The sequence below is a fragment of the Cryptosporangium phraense genome (assembly GCF_006912135.1).
Lineage (GTDB): Bacteria > Actinomycetota > Actinomycetes > Mycobacteriales > Cryptosporangiaceae > Cryptosporangium > Cryptosporangium phraense.
This window is the reverse complement of record NZ_VIRS01000052.1, coordinates 1-18118: the sequence shown is the minus strand read 5'-3', so window position 1 is coordinate 18118 and position 18118 is coordinate 1. Positions and strand designations below refer to the sequence as shown.

Sequence of the window (18118 nt, the reverse complement as noted above, 5' to 3'; positions counted from 1 at the left end):
CGCACTCACGTATTAAGGATCCCACGCGGGTGCACGTACTGCGCGACAGCGTGTAACGAATTGAATTCAGACCCCGTACACGTCCGCGGTCACGTGGTCGATGAGCCGTTCCACGGCTCCCAGGAGCTCGGGCTCGACGTCCGCGTAGCTGCTCACGCTGCGGATCACCCGCCTCCACATCTCCTGCGGGTCACCGACGCCGAGCGCGTCGCACACGCCCTGCTTCCAGTCCGTGCCCTTGGGGACGGTCGGCCACGCGGCGATCCCCACCGCGGACGGCTTAACCGCCTCCCAGATATCGACGAAGGGGTGGCCGGTGACGAGCACGTGCGGGGAGCTGACCTCGGCGACGATCCGGCTCTCCTTGCTACCGGGCACCAGGTGGTCGACGAGCACGCCGAGTTTCCGGCCCGGGCCGGGGCCGAAGTCGCGGATCAGCGCGGGCAGGTCGTCGACGCCGTGCAGAGGCTCGACCACGACGCCCTCGATCCGCAGATCCTCACCCCAGACCCGCTCGACGAGTGCGGCGTCGTGCACGCCCTCGACGTAGATGCGGCTGGCCTTGGCCACCTTCGCTTTGACCCCCGGCACGGCGACCGACCCGGAGGCCGTCCGCTGGGGGGTGATCGCGGCCGCCGACGTCGGGCGGGTGAGCGTCACGACCTCGCCGTCGATCAGGAAGCCGGCCGCGGCGAGCGGGAACATCCGCCGGTTGCCGAAGCGGTCCTCGAGCGTGACCGCGTCCTTGGCGCACGCGACCACCGCACCGCAGAAGCCGGACGCGGCTTCCTCGACCACCAGGTCGGGCTCGGCCTCGACGGTCGGGATCGTGCGGCGCTTGCGCCAGTCGCCGGCGAGAACGTCCTCGCGATAGTCCTTGCTGCGCACGGCCCGCACCTTATACATAAGGGATCCCCCGAGCGAGGAGCCGCGCGGGGGATCGTTGACGGGGGGTTGGTAGAGCGGGGTGGTTCGTCCTGGCAACCGGATTACGCCGAGCCGCCAGGACTCACCTCATCCGAAGATGCTGTAACCACCGGGGCCCACGAGCAGGCCGACGATGATCAGGACGATGCCCCAGAGGAGGTCGCCCCGGACAATGCGGAAGATCCCTAAAATCACCAGAATCGCCGCGACGATGGTGAGCAGAATACCGATCATGCCGGTCTTGTATCCGGCACCTCAGATCTCTAAACCGGACTGAGTTCACGCTTGCCAGACGCTCATCGGGGGCAATCACAGCCACCCGGGCGGATAGTCTCGGAGCGTGCTTCCCCACCCCTCCGGCCAGCGAATTCCGGCTCCTCCCGGGCAGCGCAGCGCGACGCTCGCGGCGTGGGCCCGGGCCTGGCGCGCCGGTCTGGTCTCGTTCGACGAGGTGCTCGACGAGACGACCGGCGGCGAAGAGCATCTGGTTCTCCACCCCGACGGCACCGAGGAGTCGCTGGCGTCGGCGTTGGTCGTCGCGTCGCGGGTCGCGCCGGACGGCATCCGGGTCGTGCTGCCGACGGCCGGCGACCCGCGCGGACTGCCCGGGCCGGGGCCGTTCAGTGCGGCGGCGCTGGTCGTCGGCGAGGGCGTGGTGCTCGGCGACGGGCTCGGGCTGGTGCCCGAACCCGAGGCCGCACCCGGGCCCGGCGTGCCACTGGACGCCGACGACCGCTGGGCCGGGACGCGCTGGCTGGCGCATCCGCTGCCCGCATCACCGGTGCCGCCCGAGCCGCTGACCGTCGCCGAGGCCGATCACGACCTCACGCTGGCCATGACCGAGACGATCGGGGCGCTGCGCCGGCTCGACGTCGCCCGGCTGCCCCCGGAGCTGGCCAAGGGGCTGGCCTCGCTGCGCGGCGACGACGGGGGCGGCCCGGAGCTGCCGGTCGGCTACGGCCCGCGGGCCAGGCGGCTGTCCGCCCGCGCGACGACGATCGCCGCCGTCCTGGCCCTGGCCTCGATCGACGCGTCGGGAGCAGCGGTGAACGCCTACGAGACGGGCGCCCGGGACGCCGCCCTGCGCCCTCTCGCCACCGCGGCGAGGCGAGCCCGCGCCGCCGCGATCAACTCGCCCCTCGAATAGACGGGAAACCGGGGTTCTGCGGGCCGCCGAACGCGCGGTTTCCCGTCAATTCGCGGGGCGCCTGACCGGCCCCGTCAGTTCGCGGGGCGCCTGACCGGAGCTGGGCAGCAGCCCGGCCGGCAGGACGGGCCACTCCCGTCCCAGGGGGCCAGGCGGCGGCCGCTCGAGCTCGCGTACAGGCGCTCCTCCACCAGCTCGCGCATCATGCTCACGAACCGCGGGTCGGTGCCGGGCGTCGCCGCCCGGGCGAACCCGAGACCCAGCTCGGCCGCGGTCTCGCGGGCCTCGTTGTCGAGGTCCCACACCACCTCGAGGTGGTCGCTCACGAACCCGATCGGGCTGATCACCACGTCGGTGACGCCCTCCTTGGCCAGCGCCCGCAGGTGGTCGTTGACGTCGGGCTCGAGCCAAGGCACCTGCGGCGGCCCGCTGCGCGACTGCCAGACCAGGTCCCAGGGCACGTCGGGCGCGGCCGCGGCCGACACCAGGCCGGCCACGACCCGCAACTGGGCCCGGTAGAGCCCGCCGTCCGGGCCGCTCGCGTCGTTCATCGACGTCGGGATGCTGTGCGCGGTGAACACGATCCGGGTGGTGGCCCGCCGGTCCGTCCCCAGCGCCGCCTTCACGGCGTCGACGTGCGGCTCGACGAACCCCGGGTGGTCGTAGAAGTGGCGCAGCTTCTCGATCTCGGGCGCATCCGGTCCGACGTCGAGACGCGCGACCTCGATGTCGTCCCGGTACTGCCGGCAGGACGAGTACGACGAGTACGCCGACGTGGCGAAGCCCAGCGCCCGGCGGACGCCGTCGGCCCGCATCTGCCGGAGCGTGTCGGCCAGCATCGGGTGCCAGTTCCGGTTGCCCCAGTAGAGCGGCAGGTCGATGCCGGCCTCGTCCAGCGCGATCCGGAGCGCGGCCAGCAGGTCGCGGTTCTGCTGGTTGATCGGCGAGACCCCGCCGAAGTGGTGGTAGTGCTCCGCCACCTCGGCCAGCCGGGCGGCCGGCACACCCCGGCCCCGGACGACGTTCTCCAGGAACGGCATCACGTCGTCGGGGCCCTCGGGACCGCCGAAGGACAGCAGCAGTACCGCGTCGTACTCAGACATCAGGCCCCGATCGCGTGGAACCCACCGTCCACATGGACCATTTCGCCCGTGGTGGCGGGGAACCAGTCGGACATCAGCGCGGCGCAGCCGCGAGCGGCGGCGTCCTGGTCGTTGAGGTCCCAGCCCAGCGGCGCCCGGGGACCCCAGGCCTCCTCGAACTGGCTGAAGCCCGGGATGCTCTTCGCGGCCATCGTCCGCAGCGGGCCGGCCGCCACCAGGTTGACCCGGATCTTGCGCGGGCCGAGGTCGCGGGCCAGGTACCGGTTCGCCGACTCCAGCCCGGCCTTGGCGACGCCCATCCAGTTGTAGGCGGGCCAGGCCTGGGTCGCGTCGAACGTCAGCCCGACGATCGAACCGCCGGTCTCCGGGAACAGCGGCAGCGTCGCCTCGGCCAGCGACTTGTACGAGAACGTCGACGCGTGCAGCGCGGTCGCGACGTCCTCCCAGGGCGCGTCCATGAACGGGGCGCCGAGGCAGGAGGCCGGTGCGAACCCGATCGAGTGCAGCACGCCGTCGAGCCCGTCGACGTGCTCGCGGACCCGGCCCTCCAGCGCGGCCAGATCTTCGGTGCTGGTGACGTCGAGCGGGATCACCGGCGCGGGCTTCGGCAGGCGCTTGGAGATCCGCTCGACCAGGGAGATCCGGCCGAATCCGGTGAGTACGACGGTCGCGCCCTGCTCCTGCGCGATCCGGGCCACCGAGAACGCGATCGACGCGTCGGTGATCACCCCGGTCACGAGGATGCGCTTACCTTCCAACAGACCGGACACCCGGCCCCCTTTTCTCTGGTTAGTGGCCCATACCGAGGCCGCCGTCGACCGGGATCACCGCTCCGGTCACGTACGAACCGGCGTCCGACGCCAGCCAGGTCACCACGCCCGCGACCTCGGACGGCTGCGCGTACCGCTGCAGCGGGACCTGGGCGAGGATCTCCTTCTGCCGGGACTCGGGCAGCTCCGCGGTCATGTCGGTCTCCACGAAACCGGGCGCGACGACGTTCGCGGTGATGTTGCGCGACCCGAGCTCGCGGGCGATGGACCGGGCCATGCCGACCAGCCCGGCCTTGGAGGCCGCGTAGTTGACCTGGCCGGCCGAGCCGGTCAGCCCGACCACCGACGAGATGAAGACGATCCGCCCGAACCGCTTGCGCAGCATCTTCGAGGACGCCCGCTTCGCGACCCGGTAGGCCCCGGTGAGGTTCGTGTCGACGACCCGGGTGAACTGGTCTTCGGACATCCGCAGCAGCAGCGTGTCGTCGGTGATGCCGGCGTTGGCGATCAGCACCTCGACCGGGCCCTGCGCCTCCTCGACGGCCGCGAACGCGGCCTCGACCTGCTCGCTGTCGGTGATGTCACACTGGACACCGAACAGGCCCTCGGGAGCGCCCGAGCCACGGTGCGTGATCGCGACCTGGTCGCCCTGCGCCGCGAACGCTCTGGCGATGGCTAGCCCGATCCCCCGGTTACCACCCGTGACCAGAACGCTGCGAGACACCGCACGGACCTCCAGAACGAAACGATTCGGTTTCGCCGAGGCTACGGCATGTCAGGGCAGGCGCGATGTCCAGGCCAGGCTCATCGCGGCGCCGGCGAATCCGAAGATCAGCGCGAAGCCCACGAACCACTGCGTGATCTCCCGCGGGGTCGTCCGGTAGCCGATCGAGCTGCCCAGATCGCGGTAGACGTCCTTCAGCTGCTGCGCGGTCACGGCCGAGTAGAAGCGTCCGTCGGTCTGCTGGGCGATCGCCTGCAGCGCGTCCCGGTCGACCGGCACCGGCGTCCGCGTTCCGTTGAGGTCGACGATGCCCTCCTGGGTGCCGAACGCGATCGTCGACACCGGAACCTTGGCCGTCGACGCCGCTTTCGCGGCCTCCTCGTTCGGACGCCCGTAGGTCGTGTAGCCGTCCGAGAGCAGGACGATCCGGGCCGGCGGGGCGCCGCTGGCGCCGTCGGCCGGCACCGACTGGATGGCCTGCAGCGACGCGTAGATCGCCTCGCCGATCGCGGTCGACTCCTGCAGCTCCAGACCGTCGATCGCCGACGTGACCTGCGCGTGGTCCTTGGTCGGCGAGACCACGACCGTCGCGCTCTTCGCGAACGAGACCAGCGACAGGTTGTAGCTCTCCGGGAGCTCCTCGACGAACTGCTTGGCCGCGGCTTTCGCCGCGGTGATCCGGTCGGGGTCGACGTCGGTCGCCTGCATCGAGAGCGAGACGTCCAGCGCGAGGACGATCGTGGCCCGTTCCAGCGGCTGCTTGACGTCGGTCGACGGCTTCGCCATGCCGAGCGTCAGGATAGTCAGGCAGAGCAGGAACGCGGTGGCGGCGACGTGCCGCCGCCAGCCCGGGGCCTTCGGCGCGACCGACTTGAGCAGCGCGACGTTCGTGAACCGGACCGCGTACGTGCGGCGGTGCAGTTGGACCCAGACGTACGCCCCGGCCAGCAGCGCGACCGCGAGCAGCAGGAGCAGCCACCAGGGGTTGAGGAAACGGATCATCGGGTGGTCCCCCTGCTTCGCCCGCGCCGTTGCGCGGCCACGAACCGAACGATGTCGAGTAGCCAGTCGGAGTCGGTGGACAGCCGCAGGTGCGCGGCGCCGGCCCGCCGCAGCGCGCCGGCGATCGCCTCGCGCTGGCTCGCGGCGGCCTCGGCGTACGCGGTGCGCACCTTGGCGTCGGTGGAGACCTCGTGCACGGCCCCCGTCTCCGGGTCGACGACGGTCAGGACGCCGACCGCGGGCAGCGAGAGCTCGCGCGGGTCGACGATCTCGATCGCCAGCACGTCGTGCCGGACGGCCAGCTTCTTCAGCGGCCGCTCCCACGACGGGTCGGACGCCTCGGTCTGCACGATGTCGTCGGTCAGGAAGTCGGAGATCACGACGGCCTGGCCCCGGCGGCGCGGCGGCCGGTTGAGCGCGTCGATCGCGTCGGCCAGGTAGCCGGCGTTGGCGGCGGTGCCGCCGGCCGGGGCCCGGGGGGTGAGCGCGACCCGGCGCAGCATCCCGTGCGCGTTGTTGCGGCCGGGGCGGGCGGCCAGCCGGGTCAGCGTCTCGCCGTTGGTCACGACCGCGCCGACCCGGTTGCCGCCGCGGACGGTCAGGTGACCGATCGCCGACGCGGCCGCGATCGCCAGGTCGCGTTTCTCGCACTTCGCGGTGCCGAAGTCGAGGCTCGCCGACAGGTCGACGCAGAGCCAGGTCTCCAGCTCGCGGTCGGCGATCGTCTGCCGGACGTGCGGGACCGTGGTGCGGGCGGTGACCGGCCAGTCCATCCGGCGGACGTCGTCGCCGGGCCGGTACTCGCGGCTCTCGCCCGCCTCGCTGCCCGGGCCGGGGAGCAGGCCCAGGTAGTCGCCCTGGAGCAGGCCGTCGAGCTTGCGGGTGATCGTCAGCTGGAGCCGCTTCAGCACCGCCTCCGCCGCGGCGGACTCGGCCGCGATGTCGGCGGCCGTGGGAGCGGCGGCCTCCACCGGAGCCGACCGCCGGGCGAGCCGGATCACGCCAGCCGCTCCCCGCCGCCGGGGTTACCGGGAACGGGCCAGCCGCCGGCCTGCCCCGGGCCGGGCTGCCCCGGCTGCCCGGGCTGGGCCTGGGGGGCGGCGAACGCGGTCTGGGCGGCCGGGTAGGCCGGGCCGCCGGAGCCGGGCACCGACGAGACCGGGCGGGCGTCGGCCTGCTGCCGGGGCGAGACCGTCGGCAGCGGGATCGTCTCCAGCACGCGCTGGACGATGTGCTCCGGCGGGACGCCGTCGGCGATCGCGTCGTACGACAGCACCAGCCGGTGACGCAGGATGTCCGGCGCCAGGTCGACGACGTCCTGCGGCAGCGCGTAGTCGCGGCCACGCATCAGCGCCAGCGCCCGGGTCGCGGCGACCAGGCCGAGCGACGCCCGCGGCGAGGCGCCGTAGGAGATCCAGTTCGCGACGTCGGGCAGGCCGTGCTCGGCCGGCGCCCGGGTCGCCAGCACCAGCCGGACCGCGTAGTCGACCAGCGCGTTGTGCACGAACACGTTGTCGGCGGTGGTCTGCAGCCGGATCAGCTCGTCCGGGCTGAGCACGGTTTCGGCCTCCGGCGGGTTGACGCCCATCCGGTAGACGATCTCGCGCTCCTCCATGTCGGTCGGGTAGCCCACGACGACCTTCATCAGGAACCGGTCGCGCTGGGCCTCGGGCAGCGGGTAGACACCCTCCTGCTCGATCGGGTTCTGGGTGGCCAGCGTGAGGAACGGGTTCGGCAGCTTGTACGTCTGCCCGCCGATCGACACCTGACGCTCGGCCATCACCTCGAGCAGCGCCGACTGGGCCTTGGCCGGGGCCCGGTTGATCTCGTCGGCGAGCAGGAAGTTCGCGAACACCGGCCCGAGCTCGATGTCGAAACCCTCGGTGCTCGGCTTGTAGATCCGGGTGCCCAGGAGGTCGGACGGGACCAGGTCGGGCGTGAACTGGATACGGGTGAACGTGCCGCCCACGACCCGGGCGAGCGTCTCCACCGCGAGCGTCTTGGCCACCCCGGGGACGCCTTCCAGCAGGCAGTGACCCCGCGCGAGCAGGCAGACGAGCATGCGCTCGACCATCCTGTCCTGCCCGACGATCACTCGCTTGACCTCGAAGAGCGTGCGCTCGAGCTGGGTCGCGTCCTCCGCCGGCGTGTGCTGCTGAGCCACCGATCTCCTCCGCGAGATGTCTTCGTCCGGGCCCGTGTCGGCTACCACTCTGCCAGGCGAAAGCGACTCCCGTTCCTGTGCGTATGTCCAGCGCTACCCCCAGATCGTGAATGAATTTCGGATCTGGACAGTGACTGCACATCCCGGTGTAAGATTCGGCTGACGTCAGGCGGCTTCCCCCGTGGTCGCCTGGCGTCGTTTTTTGTGCCCGGGAGACCTCGATGGAACTCGCGATTTGCTCAGCCAAGAACTGCCGTCAGCCGGCCGAGTACCTGGTTCAGTGGCGCAATCCCAAGCTGCACACGGCCGACCGGCACAAGACCTGGGCCGCGTGCCCGGAGCACCGGGAGTTCCTGGCCGACTTCCTGGACCGCCGGGGCTTCCTCCTCTCGGTGGAGCCGCATTCCGTCTAGTCAGCTCCCATTAGGGTGGAGTTATGGCTGATAACGCGGCGCTCTGGCCGGAAGAAGCGCCGTGGCAGCGCGTGTCGCCGCGGTTGGCGTGGGTGCGCCGTACCGGTCTCTCGCTGCTGTTGATCCCGGCCGCGATCGCGGTCGCGGTCACCGCGATCTTCACCGACGTCGCCTGGCTCCCGTGGACGATCGCGCTGGTCGCGCTGGTGCTCGTCGGGTGGGGGCTGGCCGTGGTGAGCCGGAGCGTGCGGTCCTGGGGGTACGCCGAGCGGGCCGACGACCTGCTCGTGCGGCACGGGATCCTGGTGCGGAAGCTGTCGGTCGTGCCGTACGGGCGGATGCAGTACGTCGACGTGAAGGCCGGTCCGCTGGAGCGGGCGCTGGGGATCGCGACCGTGCAGCTGCACACCGCGGCGGCCGCGTCCGACGCGGCGATCCCCGGGCTGCCGACGGTCGAGGCGGCCCGCCTGCGCGACCGCCTGGCGACGCTCGGCGAGGCCCGGGCGGCGGGCCTGTGACCACGCCCCCGGGCGAGGGCGGCCCGGGCCAGGGCGGCCCGGCCGACACCGGCCCAGCACCCGCCGGCCCAGCACCCGCCGGCCCGGTGCCCGCCGGCTCGCTGGCCGGCGGGGAGCCGTTCCGGCGGTTGCATCCGTTGAGCCCTCTGATCCGGGGCGCCCGGGGCATCGGCGTCGTCATCTCGCTGGTCTCGTACCAGGCCTGGGGCTCGGCCGGATGGCGCGCGGTGGCGGTCGTGGCCACGATCATCGTCCTCGGCTGGTTCGTCATGGCCTGGATCTCCTGGCGCTTCACCGGCTTCCGCGTCGCCGACCGCGAGCTGCACATCCGGGACGGCGTCCTGGCCCGGCGCCAGCGCACGATCCCGCTCGAGCGGGTCCAGGCCGTCGACGTCGTCCGGCCCGCGCTGGCCCGGCCGTTCGGGCTGGCCGAGGTGCGGATGGAGGTCGTCGGCGGCGGCAAGGAGGCCGAGGCGCCGCTGGCCTACCTCACGGTCGCCGAGGCCGAACGCCTCCGCGTCCACCTGCTGAGCCTGGCCGCCGGCGCCCCGGCACCCGCGGCCGCTGCGGCGCCCGCGGCCACCCTCGGAGACCCGGAGACACCGCCCGTCGGCGGCCTGTTCCGGGTCGACCCGAAGCTGCTGATCTTCTCCCAGCTGCTCACGGTCAACACGCTGCTGGCCCCGTTCCTGCTGGTCTTCCCGATCATGGAGTTCACCAGCGAAGACCCGTCGGCGACGACCGTGTTCACGTTCGTGTCCGGCATCGTCGGGCTGATCCAGGTGCCGGTGCGCCGGCTGCTCGGCGAGTGGGGCTTCACGGTCGGCCGCGACGCCGACGGGCTACGCGTCCACCGGGGCATGCTCGACGTCCGCAACCAGACGATCCCGATCTCTCGGATCCAGGCCGTCCGCATCCGGCAGCCGCTGCTCTGGCGGCCGTTCGGGTGGGTACGGATCGAGATCGACGTCGCCGGGTACGGCGCCGGTGGCCGCGAGGAGAGCGGCCGGAGCGCGCTCGTCCCGGTCGCGCCCAAGGCGGAGGCGTTCCGGGTGCTGCACGCGGTGCTGGCCGCGGTCCCCGAGGCCGGTCCGGACGCGATCGGCCTGCACCCGGCCCCGCCCGCGGCCCGGCAGCGCGCGCCGTTCCAGTACCGCCGGCTCGCCTACGCGGTCACCGAGGACGCGCTGGTGACGCGCGGGGGCTGGCTCACCGCCCGGCACGACGTGGCCCTGTACGCCCGCGCGCAGAGCGTCCGGATCTCGCAGGGGCCGTGGCAGCGCGCGCTCGGGCTGGCGTCCGTCCACCTCGACCCGGCCGGCGGGCACACGACCCCCACGATCCAGCACCAGGCCACCGCCCAGGCCGCGGTCATCGCCGCCGACCTGGTCGACCGGGCCAGGGCGCACCGCACCCCGGTCGCCGCGCCGGACGATCAGCTTCCGGCGGCGGTTCGCCGCGTAGCGTCAGAATCGGACGCGTCGGAAGGCGTGCGCGCGGACTGGACGACGGCGGGTTCCGCCGCCTCGGCCGGACCGGCCTCGGCCGACGCGGGCGTGGAGCCGGACGCTTCGCCGGGCGCGGCCGACCGGAGGTAGGACTCGGCGGCCTCGCCGACCTGACGGCCGGTCCGGTGCGCCCACCACCGCTCGGCCAGCCACACGACCAGGTAGACGATCCCGACGTAGGCGTAGCCGACGATCGCGTCGACGACGTAGTGCTCGCCGGTGTAGACGAGCGTCGCCGACATCAGCAGCGGATAGGCGAGCAGCAGCGGGATCCACCGCTTGCGGACCTTGAACAGGAAGAACGCGACCGCGCTCATCGCGAACGCGGAGTGCAGCGACGGCATCGCGGCGACCGGGTTCGACATCGACTGGCCGACCGCCAGCAGCTTCGACCCGCCGTGCAGCCCGATCGCCTCCCAGCCCCGACCCGACATCCGCTCGACGTGCTCGGCGATGTACCCGTGCTCGGACGCCCACCACGGCGGCGCGGCCGGGTAGAGGAAGTACGTCGCCAGGCCGAGCGCGGTCAGCGTGAACCAGCGGCGCAGGAACGCGGCCCACAGCGTGCGGTTGCGGAACCAGAGCACGGCCAGGACGGTCAGGCTCACCACGAAGTGCGAGAAGTACACGAACGACGCGAGTACGTCGTACCAGTGGACGTGGTTGGCGTCGTAGAGGTGCGACTGCACCCACACGGTCGGCAGCGTGCCGCCGAACAGCCACTCGTCGGCGTGGATCATCTCGGTGACGTGCGGCGCGACGTCGTTGTCGGCCAGGCCCCGGCTGAAGTCGTAGGCGACGAGCAGGATGACGATCGGCACCCAGTCCCGGGCGAACCCGAGGTGGTAGTGCCAGGGCTGGTCGGGCCGGAACGCGATCGTGCCCAGCCAGAGCCAGACCGCCGCCAGCATCGGGTCGGTCGGCAGACCGACGAAGTACCACCAGACCGCGAACGCGACCGCGAACAGCGGAACCGTCACCCGGCGCTGAGCCCATCGGTGGCGGGATTCCGGCTGGGTTTCGATGTCCTCCACGATCACCCGGTCGAGGTTACAGCGAGCGTCCTACCCGGCCGACGCCGCGCGCGACCCACCCACCAGCCGGGGCAGCAGGCTCCCGATCGGTTCGGAGAGCTTCGCGTCGGCGACCTGGTCGTACGGCGTGGGCTCGGCGTTCAGGATCACGACTTTCGCGCCCTGCTGCTTGGCGACGTCGATCAGGCCGGCCACCGGCTGCACCGAGAGCGACGTCCCGGCGGCGAGAAACAGATCACAGTCGGCGGCCGCCGCCCGGGCCTTTGCGAAGACCTCGGGCACCAGCGGCTGCCCGAACGAGATCGTCCCGGCCTTGAGGATGCCCCCGCAGCGCAGGCAGGCCGGGTCCTCGTCGCCGGCCGCGACCCGCTCGAGCGTGTCGGACATCGCGAACCGGGACCCGCAGGAGAGGCACTCGACCTCGTACAGCGAGCCGTGCACCTCGATCACCAGGTCTTCGCTGGTGCCGGCGAGCTGGTGCAGCCCGTCGATGTTCTGGGTGATCACCGCCCGGAGCCGTCCGGTGGCCTCCAGATCGACCAGCGCGTAGTGCGCGGCGTTCGGTCTCGCCGTCCAGGCGGCGTGGGCGCGGCGAATCTGCCAGGCCTCGCGCCGGATGTCGGGGTCGGACACGTAGTCCCGCAACGTGAAGAGGCGCTGGGCGCCCGGATTGCGAGTCCAAACCCCATTAGGGCCACGGAAGTCGGGGATGCCGCTATCGGTACTGATTCCAGCGCCCGTCAAAGCGGTTATCCGTTTTGCGTCCGCGATCCATCGCGCGACCGCCTGTCCGTCCCTCATGCGCACAAACGCTATGCGTACCAGCCGTCGAGTACCAGCCGTACGTGCGTGTCCGCTGGACGTCAGTCCCGGAATTTTCCCCGGGGTCGCTGGGCGCACCCTACTCCCGCCCGGTGAACGGGCCCGCGCTGCGGGTCTCGGGCCCGCGCTGCGGGTCTCGGGCCCGCGCCGAATAGGCTCTGCGCCATGTACCTGCCGCTCGGCCTGACCGGTTCCGCCGTCCTGACGGTGACCGACGCCGACACCGCGACGGCCGTCGGCTCGGGTGACGTCCCGGTGCTCGCGACCCCGCGGGTGCTGGCGCTGGCCGAGGCCGCGACCGTGGACGCGATCCGGTCGTCGCTGCCGTCCGAGCTGACGACGGTCGGGGTCCGCGTCGAACTGGCCCACCGCCTGCCGACGCCGGTCGGCGCGGTCGCGACCGCCACCGCGGTGCTGGAGAAGGTGGACGGTCGGGCGCTGCGCTTCTCGGTGACCGTGCGGGAGGGCGAGCAGTTGATCGCCGACGGCATCGTCGAGCGCGCCGCGGTGGATCGGTCCCGCTTCCTCGCGCGATTGGAAGGCACCAGATGATCGAGTGGGTCGAGGTCGCCGACCGGGTGCTGCTGTGGCGCCAGCCGGTCCTGGACGTCAACGCGACGCTGATCGTCGGCGATACCGGCGCCCTGGTCGTCGACACGCTCTCGACGCCGGCCCAGGCGTCCGAGCTGGCCGACGCGATCCGCCGGGTCACGCCGCTGCCCTGGCAGATCGCGAACACGCATCACCACTTCGACCACGTCTTCGGGAACGCGACGCTCGGCGCGGGCACGGAGATCTGGGCCCACAGCGAGTGCGTCGCCCGGTTCGAGCGGTGGGGCGCGGAGCGGGTCACCGAGATCGCGGCCGAGTACCCGATCGACGGCATCACCGACGTGACCCTGCTGGCCCCGACCCGCTCGGTCTCGGGCCAGGCCACGCTCGACCTCGGCGGCCGGACCGTCGAGCTGCGTCACCTGGGCCGGGGGCACACCGACAACGACCTCGTCGTCGTGGTCCCGGAAGCCCGCACGGTGCTGGCCGGCGACCTGCTCGAGAACGGCGCCCCGCCGTCGCTCGAGGACTCCTGGCCGCTGGAATGGGCCGGCACGGTGGCGGCCCTGCTCGAGCTCGAGCCGCAGACGGTCGTCCCCGGGCACGGCGCCCCGATGACGCCGGCCCAGGCGCGCGCCCAGCACCAGGAGCTGGCGGCGATGGAGTGGGCGATCCGGCAGGGCTGGCACGGGAAGGCCCCGGCGGAGGAGGTCGACGCGCCGGAGATTGCCGTCCGCCGGGCCTACGAGTTCCTGGACGGCCAGCTCTAGCGCTGGCGCACCGCCCGCTTGGTGAGGAGCGCCGACTCGGCCGGGGCGGGCCGCGGGTCGATGCGTCCCTCGACGAAGATCGCGTGCCAGACGCAGAACACCAGCACGGTCCACACCTTGCGGGAGTTGTCGGCCTCACCGGCCCGGTGCGCCTGCAGCAGCCGGTCGACGTACGCCAGGTCGAGCAGGTCGCCGGCCCGCGAGTCGGCCAGGATCCCCCGCGCCCAGTCGAACATCAGCCCCTTGAGCCAGACCCGCGTCGGCACCGGGAACCCGAGCTTCGGCCGGTTGACGATCTGCGGCGGCACGACCTGCTCGAGCGCCTGGCGCAGCGCGTACTTCCGGACGCCCTTGGCGGTGACCTTCAGCTCCTGCGGGATCCTGCGGGCCACGTCGAAGACGCCGATGTCGAGGAACGGCACCCGGCCTTCGAGCGAGTGGGCCATCGTCATCCGGTCGGCCTTCACCAGGATGTCGCCGCGCAGCCAGGTGAACAGGTCGATGTACTGCATCTGGGTGACATCGTCGAGGTAGGCGGCGTCCTTGTAGTGCTGCTCGGTGACGTCGGTGTACTGGACCGCCGGGTCGTACTGACGCATGAGCACGGACTTCTCGGCCTCGGTGAAGATCCGCGCGTTGCCGTAGTAGCGCTCGTTCAGCGGGGTCGTGCCCCGCTCGAGGAAGCTCTTGCCCTTCACGCCCTCCGGGATCACCTTGCTGACCGCCCGCAGACCCTTCTGCAGCGGGTCGGGCAGCGACGTGATCGGCTTGAGCGACAGCGGCTCCCGGTAGATGCCGTACCCGCCGAAGAACTCGTCCGCGCCTTCGCCGGAGAGCACCGCGGTCACCTGCTCGGACGCCTTCTTGGCGACGAAGTACAGCGGCACCAGGGCCGGGTCGGCGACCGGGTCGTCGAGGTGCCAGACGATCCGGGGCAGCGCGTCCATCATGTCGTTCGCGGTGATCAGCGCCGGGTAGTTCTGCACGCCGAGCCACTTGGCCGACTGCTCGGCGACCGTGATCTCGGAGTACCCGTCGACCTCGTAGCCGGCCGTGAACGTCTTGATGTCGGGCTTGAACTCGCGGGCCAGCGCGACGATCGCGGTCGAGTCGATGCCGCTGGAGAGGAACGCGCCGAGCGGCACCTCCGACTGCAGGTGCAGGTTGACCGACTCGCGCAGCACGTCCCGGATCTCGCCGAACAGCCGCTCGGGCGAGTCGGTCGGCGTCGGGCGGAAGTCGGGGCGGAAGTACCGGTGGCGCTGTACCTCCTGGCCGGGCTTCCAGGTCAGCGACTCGCCGCTCTCCAGCCGGTCGATGTCGACGTGCAGCGTCCCCGGCTCGGGCACGTACTGCAGCGTCAGGTAGTGCGAGAGCGCGGCCGGGTCGAGGCCGGCGTCGCCGGAGCGGGCGGCGGCCGAGAACGGCAGCAGCGCCTTCTTCTCACTGGCGACGAAGATGCCCCGGCCGGTGACCGTGTAGTGCAGCGGCTTGATGCCGAACTGGTCGCGGGCGGCGAACGCGGTGCGCTCGAACCGGTCCCAGATGATGAACGCGAACATCCCGCGCAGCCGGCTGACGAACTCCGGGCCCCAGTAGTGGTAGGCCGCGACGATCGCCTCGGTGTCGCCCTCGGTCGCGAAGCTCGCGCCCACCTCGGCGAGCTGCTTGCGCAGGTCGAGGTAGTTGTAGATCTCGCCGTTGAACGTGATCACGTACCGGCCGTCGGCGTACTCCAGCGGCTGGTGCGAGTTCTCGACGTCGATGAACGCGAGCCGTTTGAAGCCCAGCACCACGTCGTCGCCGGAGACGCGGACGCCGGTCTCGTCCGGACCGCGGTGGTGGATGCTCTCCAGCGCGCGGGCCAGGCCCTCCCGCTGCTGAGAGGCATCGCCGCAGGCGCTGACGTAGGTGAGCAGACCGCACATGGCGCCCATCATTCCATCGCCCGGCCACGCTCAGACGCGGCGGTGGAGAGTGGCTGAGTCCGCGCTGGTCGACCGGGTAGCGTCGGGCCGGAGACATCGAAGGGGCGCGCGAATGACCGACAGCACCGAAACGGACAGCGAGATGGCTGAGCTGGCCGAGGCCGATCCGTCGATCACGACGGCGAGCCACGACCTCCCGGTGCCGGAGCGGCTGGCCGAGTTCATGCGCACGGGCTGGGGTGCGCCGCCGGCGTCCGCCGTGTCCCGCGAGCCCTCGGCTCCGTTCACCGCGGCCCGGCGGACCCGCCTGGCCGAGCGGTTCCCGGGCGAGACGCTGGTGATCCCCAGCGGCACCGCGAAGGTCCGGAGCAACGACTCGTCGTACGAGTTCCGGCCCGGCTCCGACCTGGCCTGGCTCACCACCTGCTACGAGCAGGACGCGGTCCTCGTCGCCGGCCCCGGCGGCGCCACGCTCTACGTCCGCGTCCGCGCGTCCCGCGACTCCGACGAGTTCTTCCGCAGCCGCGGCGGTGAGCTGTGGGTCGGTCCGCGGCGGTCGGCCGCCGACTGGTCGGCCGCGCTCGGGTTGACCTGCGCTTCCCTCGACGCGCTCCCGAAGGCGCTGGCCGAGCTCGATCCCGCGGCCACCCGCGTCCTTCGTTCCTACGACGCTCAGGTGGACGCTTCGCTGGACGCGATCGACGACGGCCTGCGGGACGGTCAACTGGCCGCCGCTCTCGGCGAGTTGCGCCTGGTCAAGGACGCGTGGGAGATCACGCAGCTGCGCGACGCGGTGGACGCGACGATCCAGGGCTTCGGCGACGTCGTCCGGGCGCTGCCGGCCGACCGGGAGTCGTCCGAGCGGCTGGTCGACGGCGTGTTCGGGCTGCGGGCCCGGCACGACGGCAACACGGTCGGCTACGGCACGATCGCCGCCGCCGGTGCGCACGCCTGCACGCTGCACTGGTGGCGCAACGACGGCGTCTGCCGACCGGGTGAACTGCTCCTGCTGGACGCCGGGGTCGAGAACAGCCACCTGTACACCGCCGACATCACCCGCACCGTGCCGGTGAGCGGGCGGTTCTCGCCGGTCCAGCGCCGGGTCTACGAGGTCGTGCTGGCGGCTCAGCAGGCCGGCATCGCGGTGATCCGGCCCGGCGTCGCCTGGCGGGACATCCACCGGGCCTGCATGAAGGTGATCGCCGGCGCGCTGGCCGAGTGGGGCCTGCTGCCGGTGCCGGCCGAGGAGTCGCTGGACGACGAGGTGGGCCTGCACCGGCGCTGGACGCTGCACGCGTCCGGGCACATGCTCGGGCTGGACGTGCACGACTGCGCGAAGGCCCGGTCCGAGACCTATCTGGATGGCGTGCTCGCGGCCGGTAACGTGCTCACGGTCGAGCCGGGGCTGTACTTCCAGCCCGACGACGAGACCGTGCCGGAGGAATACCGCGGGATCGGCGTCCGGATCGAGGACGACGTGCTGGTGACCGCGGACGGCGCGGAAGTACTGTCCGCGGCCCTGCCGCGGGAGCCGGACGCGGTGGAGGCGTGGATGGCGGCCGAGCGGGCCGCGGGTCTGAGGTTGCCGGGCGGAAGTTAGGGAACGACTAATCGAGCAGCAACATTCACCTGCGCGACGCAATTTCCGGGGAGTATGGGGGCCGTGAGTACGAAGTCCTGGCCGTTGATCGTGTTGTCCGTGGTGTCCCTGCTGGTCATCGGGGGTTCTGTCGCGTGGGCCGAGGTGACCGACGCGAAACCGCACGCCACCACGGCGTCCGCTGACGACGGCGGCGACGACGCGGCCGGCGGTGACGACGCGGCGACCGCGTTCCAGGTCTGCGCGACCGGGAACTTCGCCGCCTACGTCGTGCTGACCGAGACGAAGGCCAAGTCGCCCACCGCCCAGCCGGGCAAGTGCGTCAGCGAGCCGGTCGCCAGCGCCGACGAGACCTACGAGATCAAGATCTACGGTCTCGACGGCACCAAGCCGTTCGAGATCGGCGACGACGAGATCGAGGCGGCGGGAAAGGTGTCGGCCACGGGAACTGTGGACAACCCGGACGAGACGTCAGAGTGACGTAGCGCTCAGTGAGCGCTCAGAGTGCCTGGGAATTTGCTCAGGAAGTGGCCAAATCGGGGCATTGAGCTGGCACGATCGGTGGGGTGAACACCGTTCGTAGGCTCGCGTTGCCGGCACTGTGCGTGGCTGTAGCTGTGGCTCTGGCCGGCTGCTCGGCGGTTTCCTCTCAGGCGCCGGAGACCAGGGAAGCGATCACCACGGACGTGTCGCCGTCCTCCTCGGTCGCCCCGTCTCCGGCGGCGTTGCGGGAGCAGACGACGTTCACGCTGTGCGCGGAGGGTTCGTACGCGTCCTACGCGGTGTTCCGGGACCGGTCGAAGACGAAGACCGTGAAGCCGGGGTCGTGCGAGACGACCACGTTCCCGCCGGAGCACGACACCACGCACCGGGCCGACCTGTACGGGATAGACCCGACGTCGGGCCGGGCGTTCCTGATCGGCACCGACTGGTGGGGCATCGACTACGACGCGAAAGTCCGCACCACGGGCACCGCCATGAAGCCCGACTGGTTCGGCCACGACTGAGCCAAGCTCGCCCGGCGCCGCGGCGCAGCGCAGCACGGCGCAGCACGGCGCGGCGCAGCACGGCGCAGCGCAGCGCAGCACGGCGCAGCACGGCGCGGCGCAGCGCGGCGCAGCGCAGCGCAGCGCAGC

Annotated in this window: 19 protein-coding genes and 1 pseudogene; 9 read left to right on the top strand and 11 right to left on the bottom strand. The window is 71.9% G+C overall.

Annotated features, from left to right (window positions below):
• Positions 1–66: 66 nt before the first annotated feature.
• Together FL583_RS37505 and FL583_RS40630 are read right to left on the bottom strand one after the other, a co-directional pair.
• Positions 67–888, bottom strand: a complete 822-nt coding sequence (locus tag FL583_RS37505) for a DUF3097 domain-containing protein (RefSeq protein WP_205752801.1) — start codon at positions 886–888, stop codon at positions 67–69.
• Between the two features lie 126 nt (positions 889–1014).
• Positions 1015–1161 (bottom strand): GPGG-motif small membrane protein, encoded by a 147-nt coding sequence (locus FL583_RS40630; RefSeq protein WP_170324076.1) that lies wholly within the window; start codon positions 1159–1161, stop codon positions 1015–1017.
• Between the two features lie 106 nt (positions 1162–1267).
• Here FL583_RS40630 and FL583_RS37500 point away from each other — a divergent pair, with 106 nt between their 5' ends.
• Positions 1268–2074: a hypothetical protein gene (locus FL583_RS37500; RefSeq protein ID WP_205752800.1), complete on the top strand. Its 807-nt coding sequence runs from the start codon at positions 1268–1270 to the stop codon at positions 2072–2074.
• Positions 2075–2148: 74 nt separating this feature from the next.
• Here the strand turns inward: FL583_RS37500 and FL583_RS37495 are convergent, their stop codons facing one another.
• The 6 genes from FL583_RS37495 to FL583_RS37470 are packed head-to-tail and all read right to left on the bottom strand — an operon-like array spanning position 2149 to position 7837.
• On the bottom strand, positions 2149–3177 hold the full coding sequence (locus FL583_RS37495) for a ferrochelatase (RefSeq protein ID WP_142709669.1): 1029 nt from the start codon (positions 3175–3177) through the stop codon (positions 2149–2151).
• Positions 3177–3947 carry an enoyl-ACP reductase FabI gene (fabI, locus tag FL583_RS37490; protein ID WP_142709668.1) on the bottom strand — a complete coding sequence of 257 codons (771 nt, stop codon included), beginning with the start codon at positions 3945–3947 and terminating at the stop codon, positions 3177–3179. The genes FL583_RS37495 and fabI overlap by 1 nt, the downstream gene beginning before the upstream one ends.
• Before the next feature lie 19 nt (positions 3948–3966).
• Positions 3967–4671, bottom strand: coding sequence for a 3-oxoacyl-[acyl-carrier-protein] reductase (gene fabG, locus FL583_RS37485; RefSeq protein ID WP_142709667.1), 705 nt, complete (start codon positions 4669–4671; stop codon positions 3967–3969).
• 51 nt (positions 4672–4722) lie between these two features.
• Positions 4723–5673, bottom strand: a complete 951-nt coding sequence (locus FL583_RS37480; protein WP_142709666.1) for a VWA domain-containing protein — start codon at positions 5671–5673, stop codon at positions 4723–4725.
• Positions 5670–6674, bottom strand: a complete 1005-nt coding sequence (locus FL583_RS37475; protein ID WP_240746950.1) for a DUF58 domain-containing protein — start codon at positions 6672–6674, stop codon at positions 5670–5672. Before FL583_RS37475 ends, FL583_RS37480 begins: the two co-directional genes overlap by 4 nt.
• A complete protein-coding gene (locus FL583_RS37470; RefSeq protein ID WP_240746949.1) occupies positions 6671–7837 on the bottom strand; it encodes an AAA family ATPase in 1167 nt (388 codons plus the stop codon). Before FL583_RS37470 ends, FL583_RS37475 begins: the two co-directional genes overlap by 4 nt.
• Before the next feature lie 221 nt (positions 7838–8058).
• On the opposite strand from FL583_RS37470, the gene FL583_RS37465 reads away from it, so the two are divergent.
• From FL583_RS37465 to FL583_RS37455, 3 genes and pseudogenes are all read left to right on the top strand, one after another.
• Positions 8059–8250: a hypothetical protein gene (locus FL583_RS37465; RefSeq protein ID WP_142709664.1), complete on the top strand. Its 192-nt coding sequence runs from the start codon at positions 8059–8061 to the stop codon at positions 8248–8250.
• Between the two features lie 23 nt (positions 8251–8273).
• On the top strand, positions 8274–8768 hold the full coding sequence (locus FL583_RS37460; protein ID WP_142709663.1) for a PH domain-containing protein: 495 nt from the start codon (positions 8274–8276) through the stop codon (positions 8766–8768).
• Between the two features lie 269 nt (positions 8769–9037).
• Positions 9038–10132 (top strand): annotated as a pseudogene (locus FL583_RS37455) (PH domain-containing protein); the annotation flags it as partial.
• A gap of 71 nt (positions 10133–10203) precedes the next feature.
• Here FL583_RS37455 and FL583_RS43290 read toward each other — a convergent pair.
• Positions 10204–11316: a phosphatase PAP2 family protein gene (locus FL583_RS43290; RefSeq protein ID WP_420843237.1), complete on the bottom strand. Its 1113-nt coding sequence runs from the start codon at positions 11314–11316 to the stop codon at positions 10204–10206.
• 24 nt (positions 11317–11340) lie between these two features.
• Positions 11341–12111 (bottom strand): SIR2 family NAD-dependent protein deacylase, encoded by a 771-nt coding sequence (locus tag FL583_RS37445; protein ID WP_142709661.1) that lies wholly within the window; start codon positions 12109–12111, stop codon positions 11341–11343.
• Between the two features lie 186 nt (positions 12112–12297).
• On the opposite strand from FL583_RS37445, the gene FL583_RS37440 reads away from it, so the two are divergent.
• Together FL583_RS37440 and FL583_RS37435 are read left to right on the top strand one after the other, a co-directional pair.
• Positions 12298–12684 carry a thioesterase family protein gene (locus FL583_RS37440; protein ID WP_142709660.1) on the top strand — a complete coding sequence of 129 codons (387 nt, stop codon included), beginning with the start codon at positions 12298–12300 and terminating at the stop codon, positions 12682–12684.
• Complete coding sequence (locus tag FL583_RS37435) at positions 12681–13454, top strand: MBL fold metallo-hydrolase (RefSeq protein WP_142709659.1); 774 nt, start codon at positions 12681–12683, stop codon at positions 13452–13454. The genes FL583_RS37440 and FL583_RS37435 overlap by 4 nt, the downstream gene beginning before the upstream one ends.
• On the opposite strand, the gene asnB is transcribed toward FL583_RS37435, so the two are convergent.
• Positions 13451–15382, bottom strand: a complete 1932-nt coding sequence (asnB, locus tag FL583_RS37430; protein WP_142709658.1) for an asparagine synthase (glutamine-hydrolyzing) — start codon at positions 15380–15382, stop codon at positions 13451–13453. The genes FL583_RS37435 and asnB overlap by 4 nt on opposite strands.
• A gap of 142 nt (positions 15383–15524) precedes the next feature.
• Here asnB and FL583_RS37425 point away from each other — a divergent pair, with 142 nt between their 5' ends.
• The 3 genes from FL583_RS37425 (at position 15525) to FL583_RS37415 (ending at position 17989) form a co-directional block, all read left to right on the top strand.
• Positions 15525–16982, top strand: coding sequence for an aminopeptidase P family protein (locus tag FL583_RS37425; protein WP_142709691.1), 1458 nt, complete (start codon positions 15525–15527; stop codon positions 16980–16982).
• A 63-nt stretch (positions 16983–17045) separates the two neighbouring features.
• Complete coding sequence (locus FL583_RS37420) at positions 17046–17462, top strand: hypothetical protein (RefSeq protein WP_142709657.1); 417 nt, start codon at positions 17046–17048, stop codon at positions 17460–17462.
• Positions 17463–17587: 125 nt separating this feature from the next.
• Complete coding sequence (locus FL583_RS37415; RefSeq protein ID WP_142709656.1) at positions 17588–17989, top strand: hypothetical protein; 402 nt, start codon at positions 17588–17590, stop codon at positions 17987–17989.
• The last annotated feature ends 129 nt before the right edge of the window (positions 17990–18118 follow it).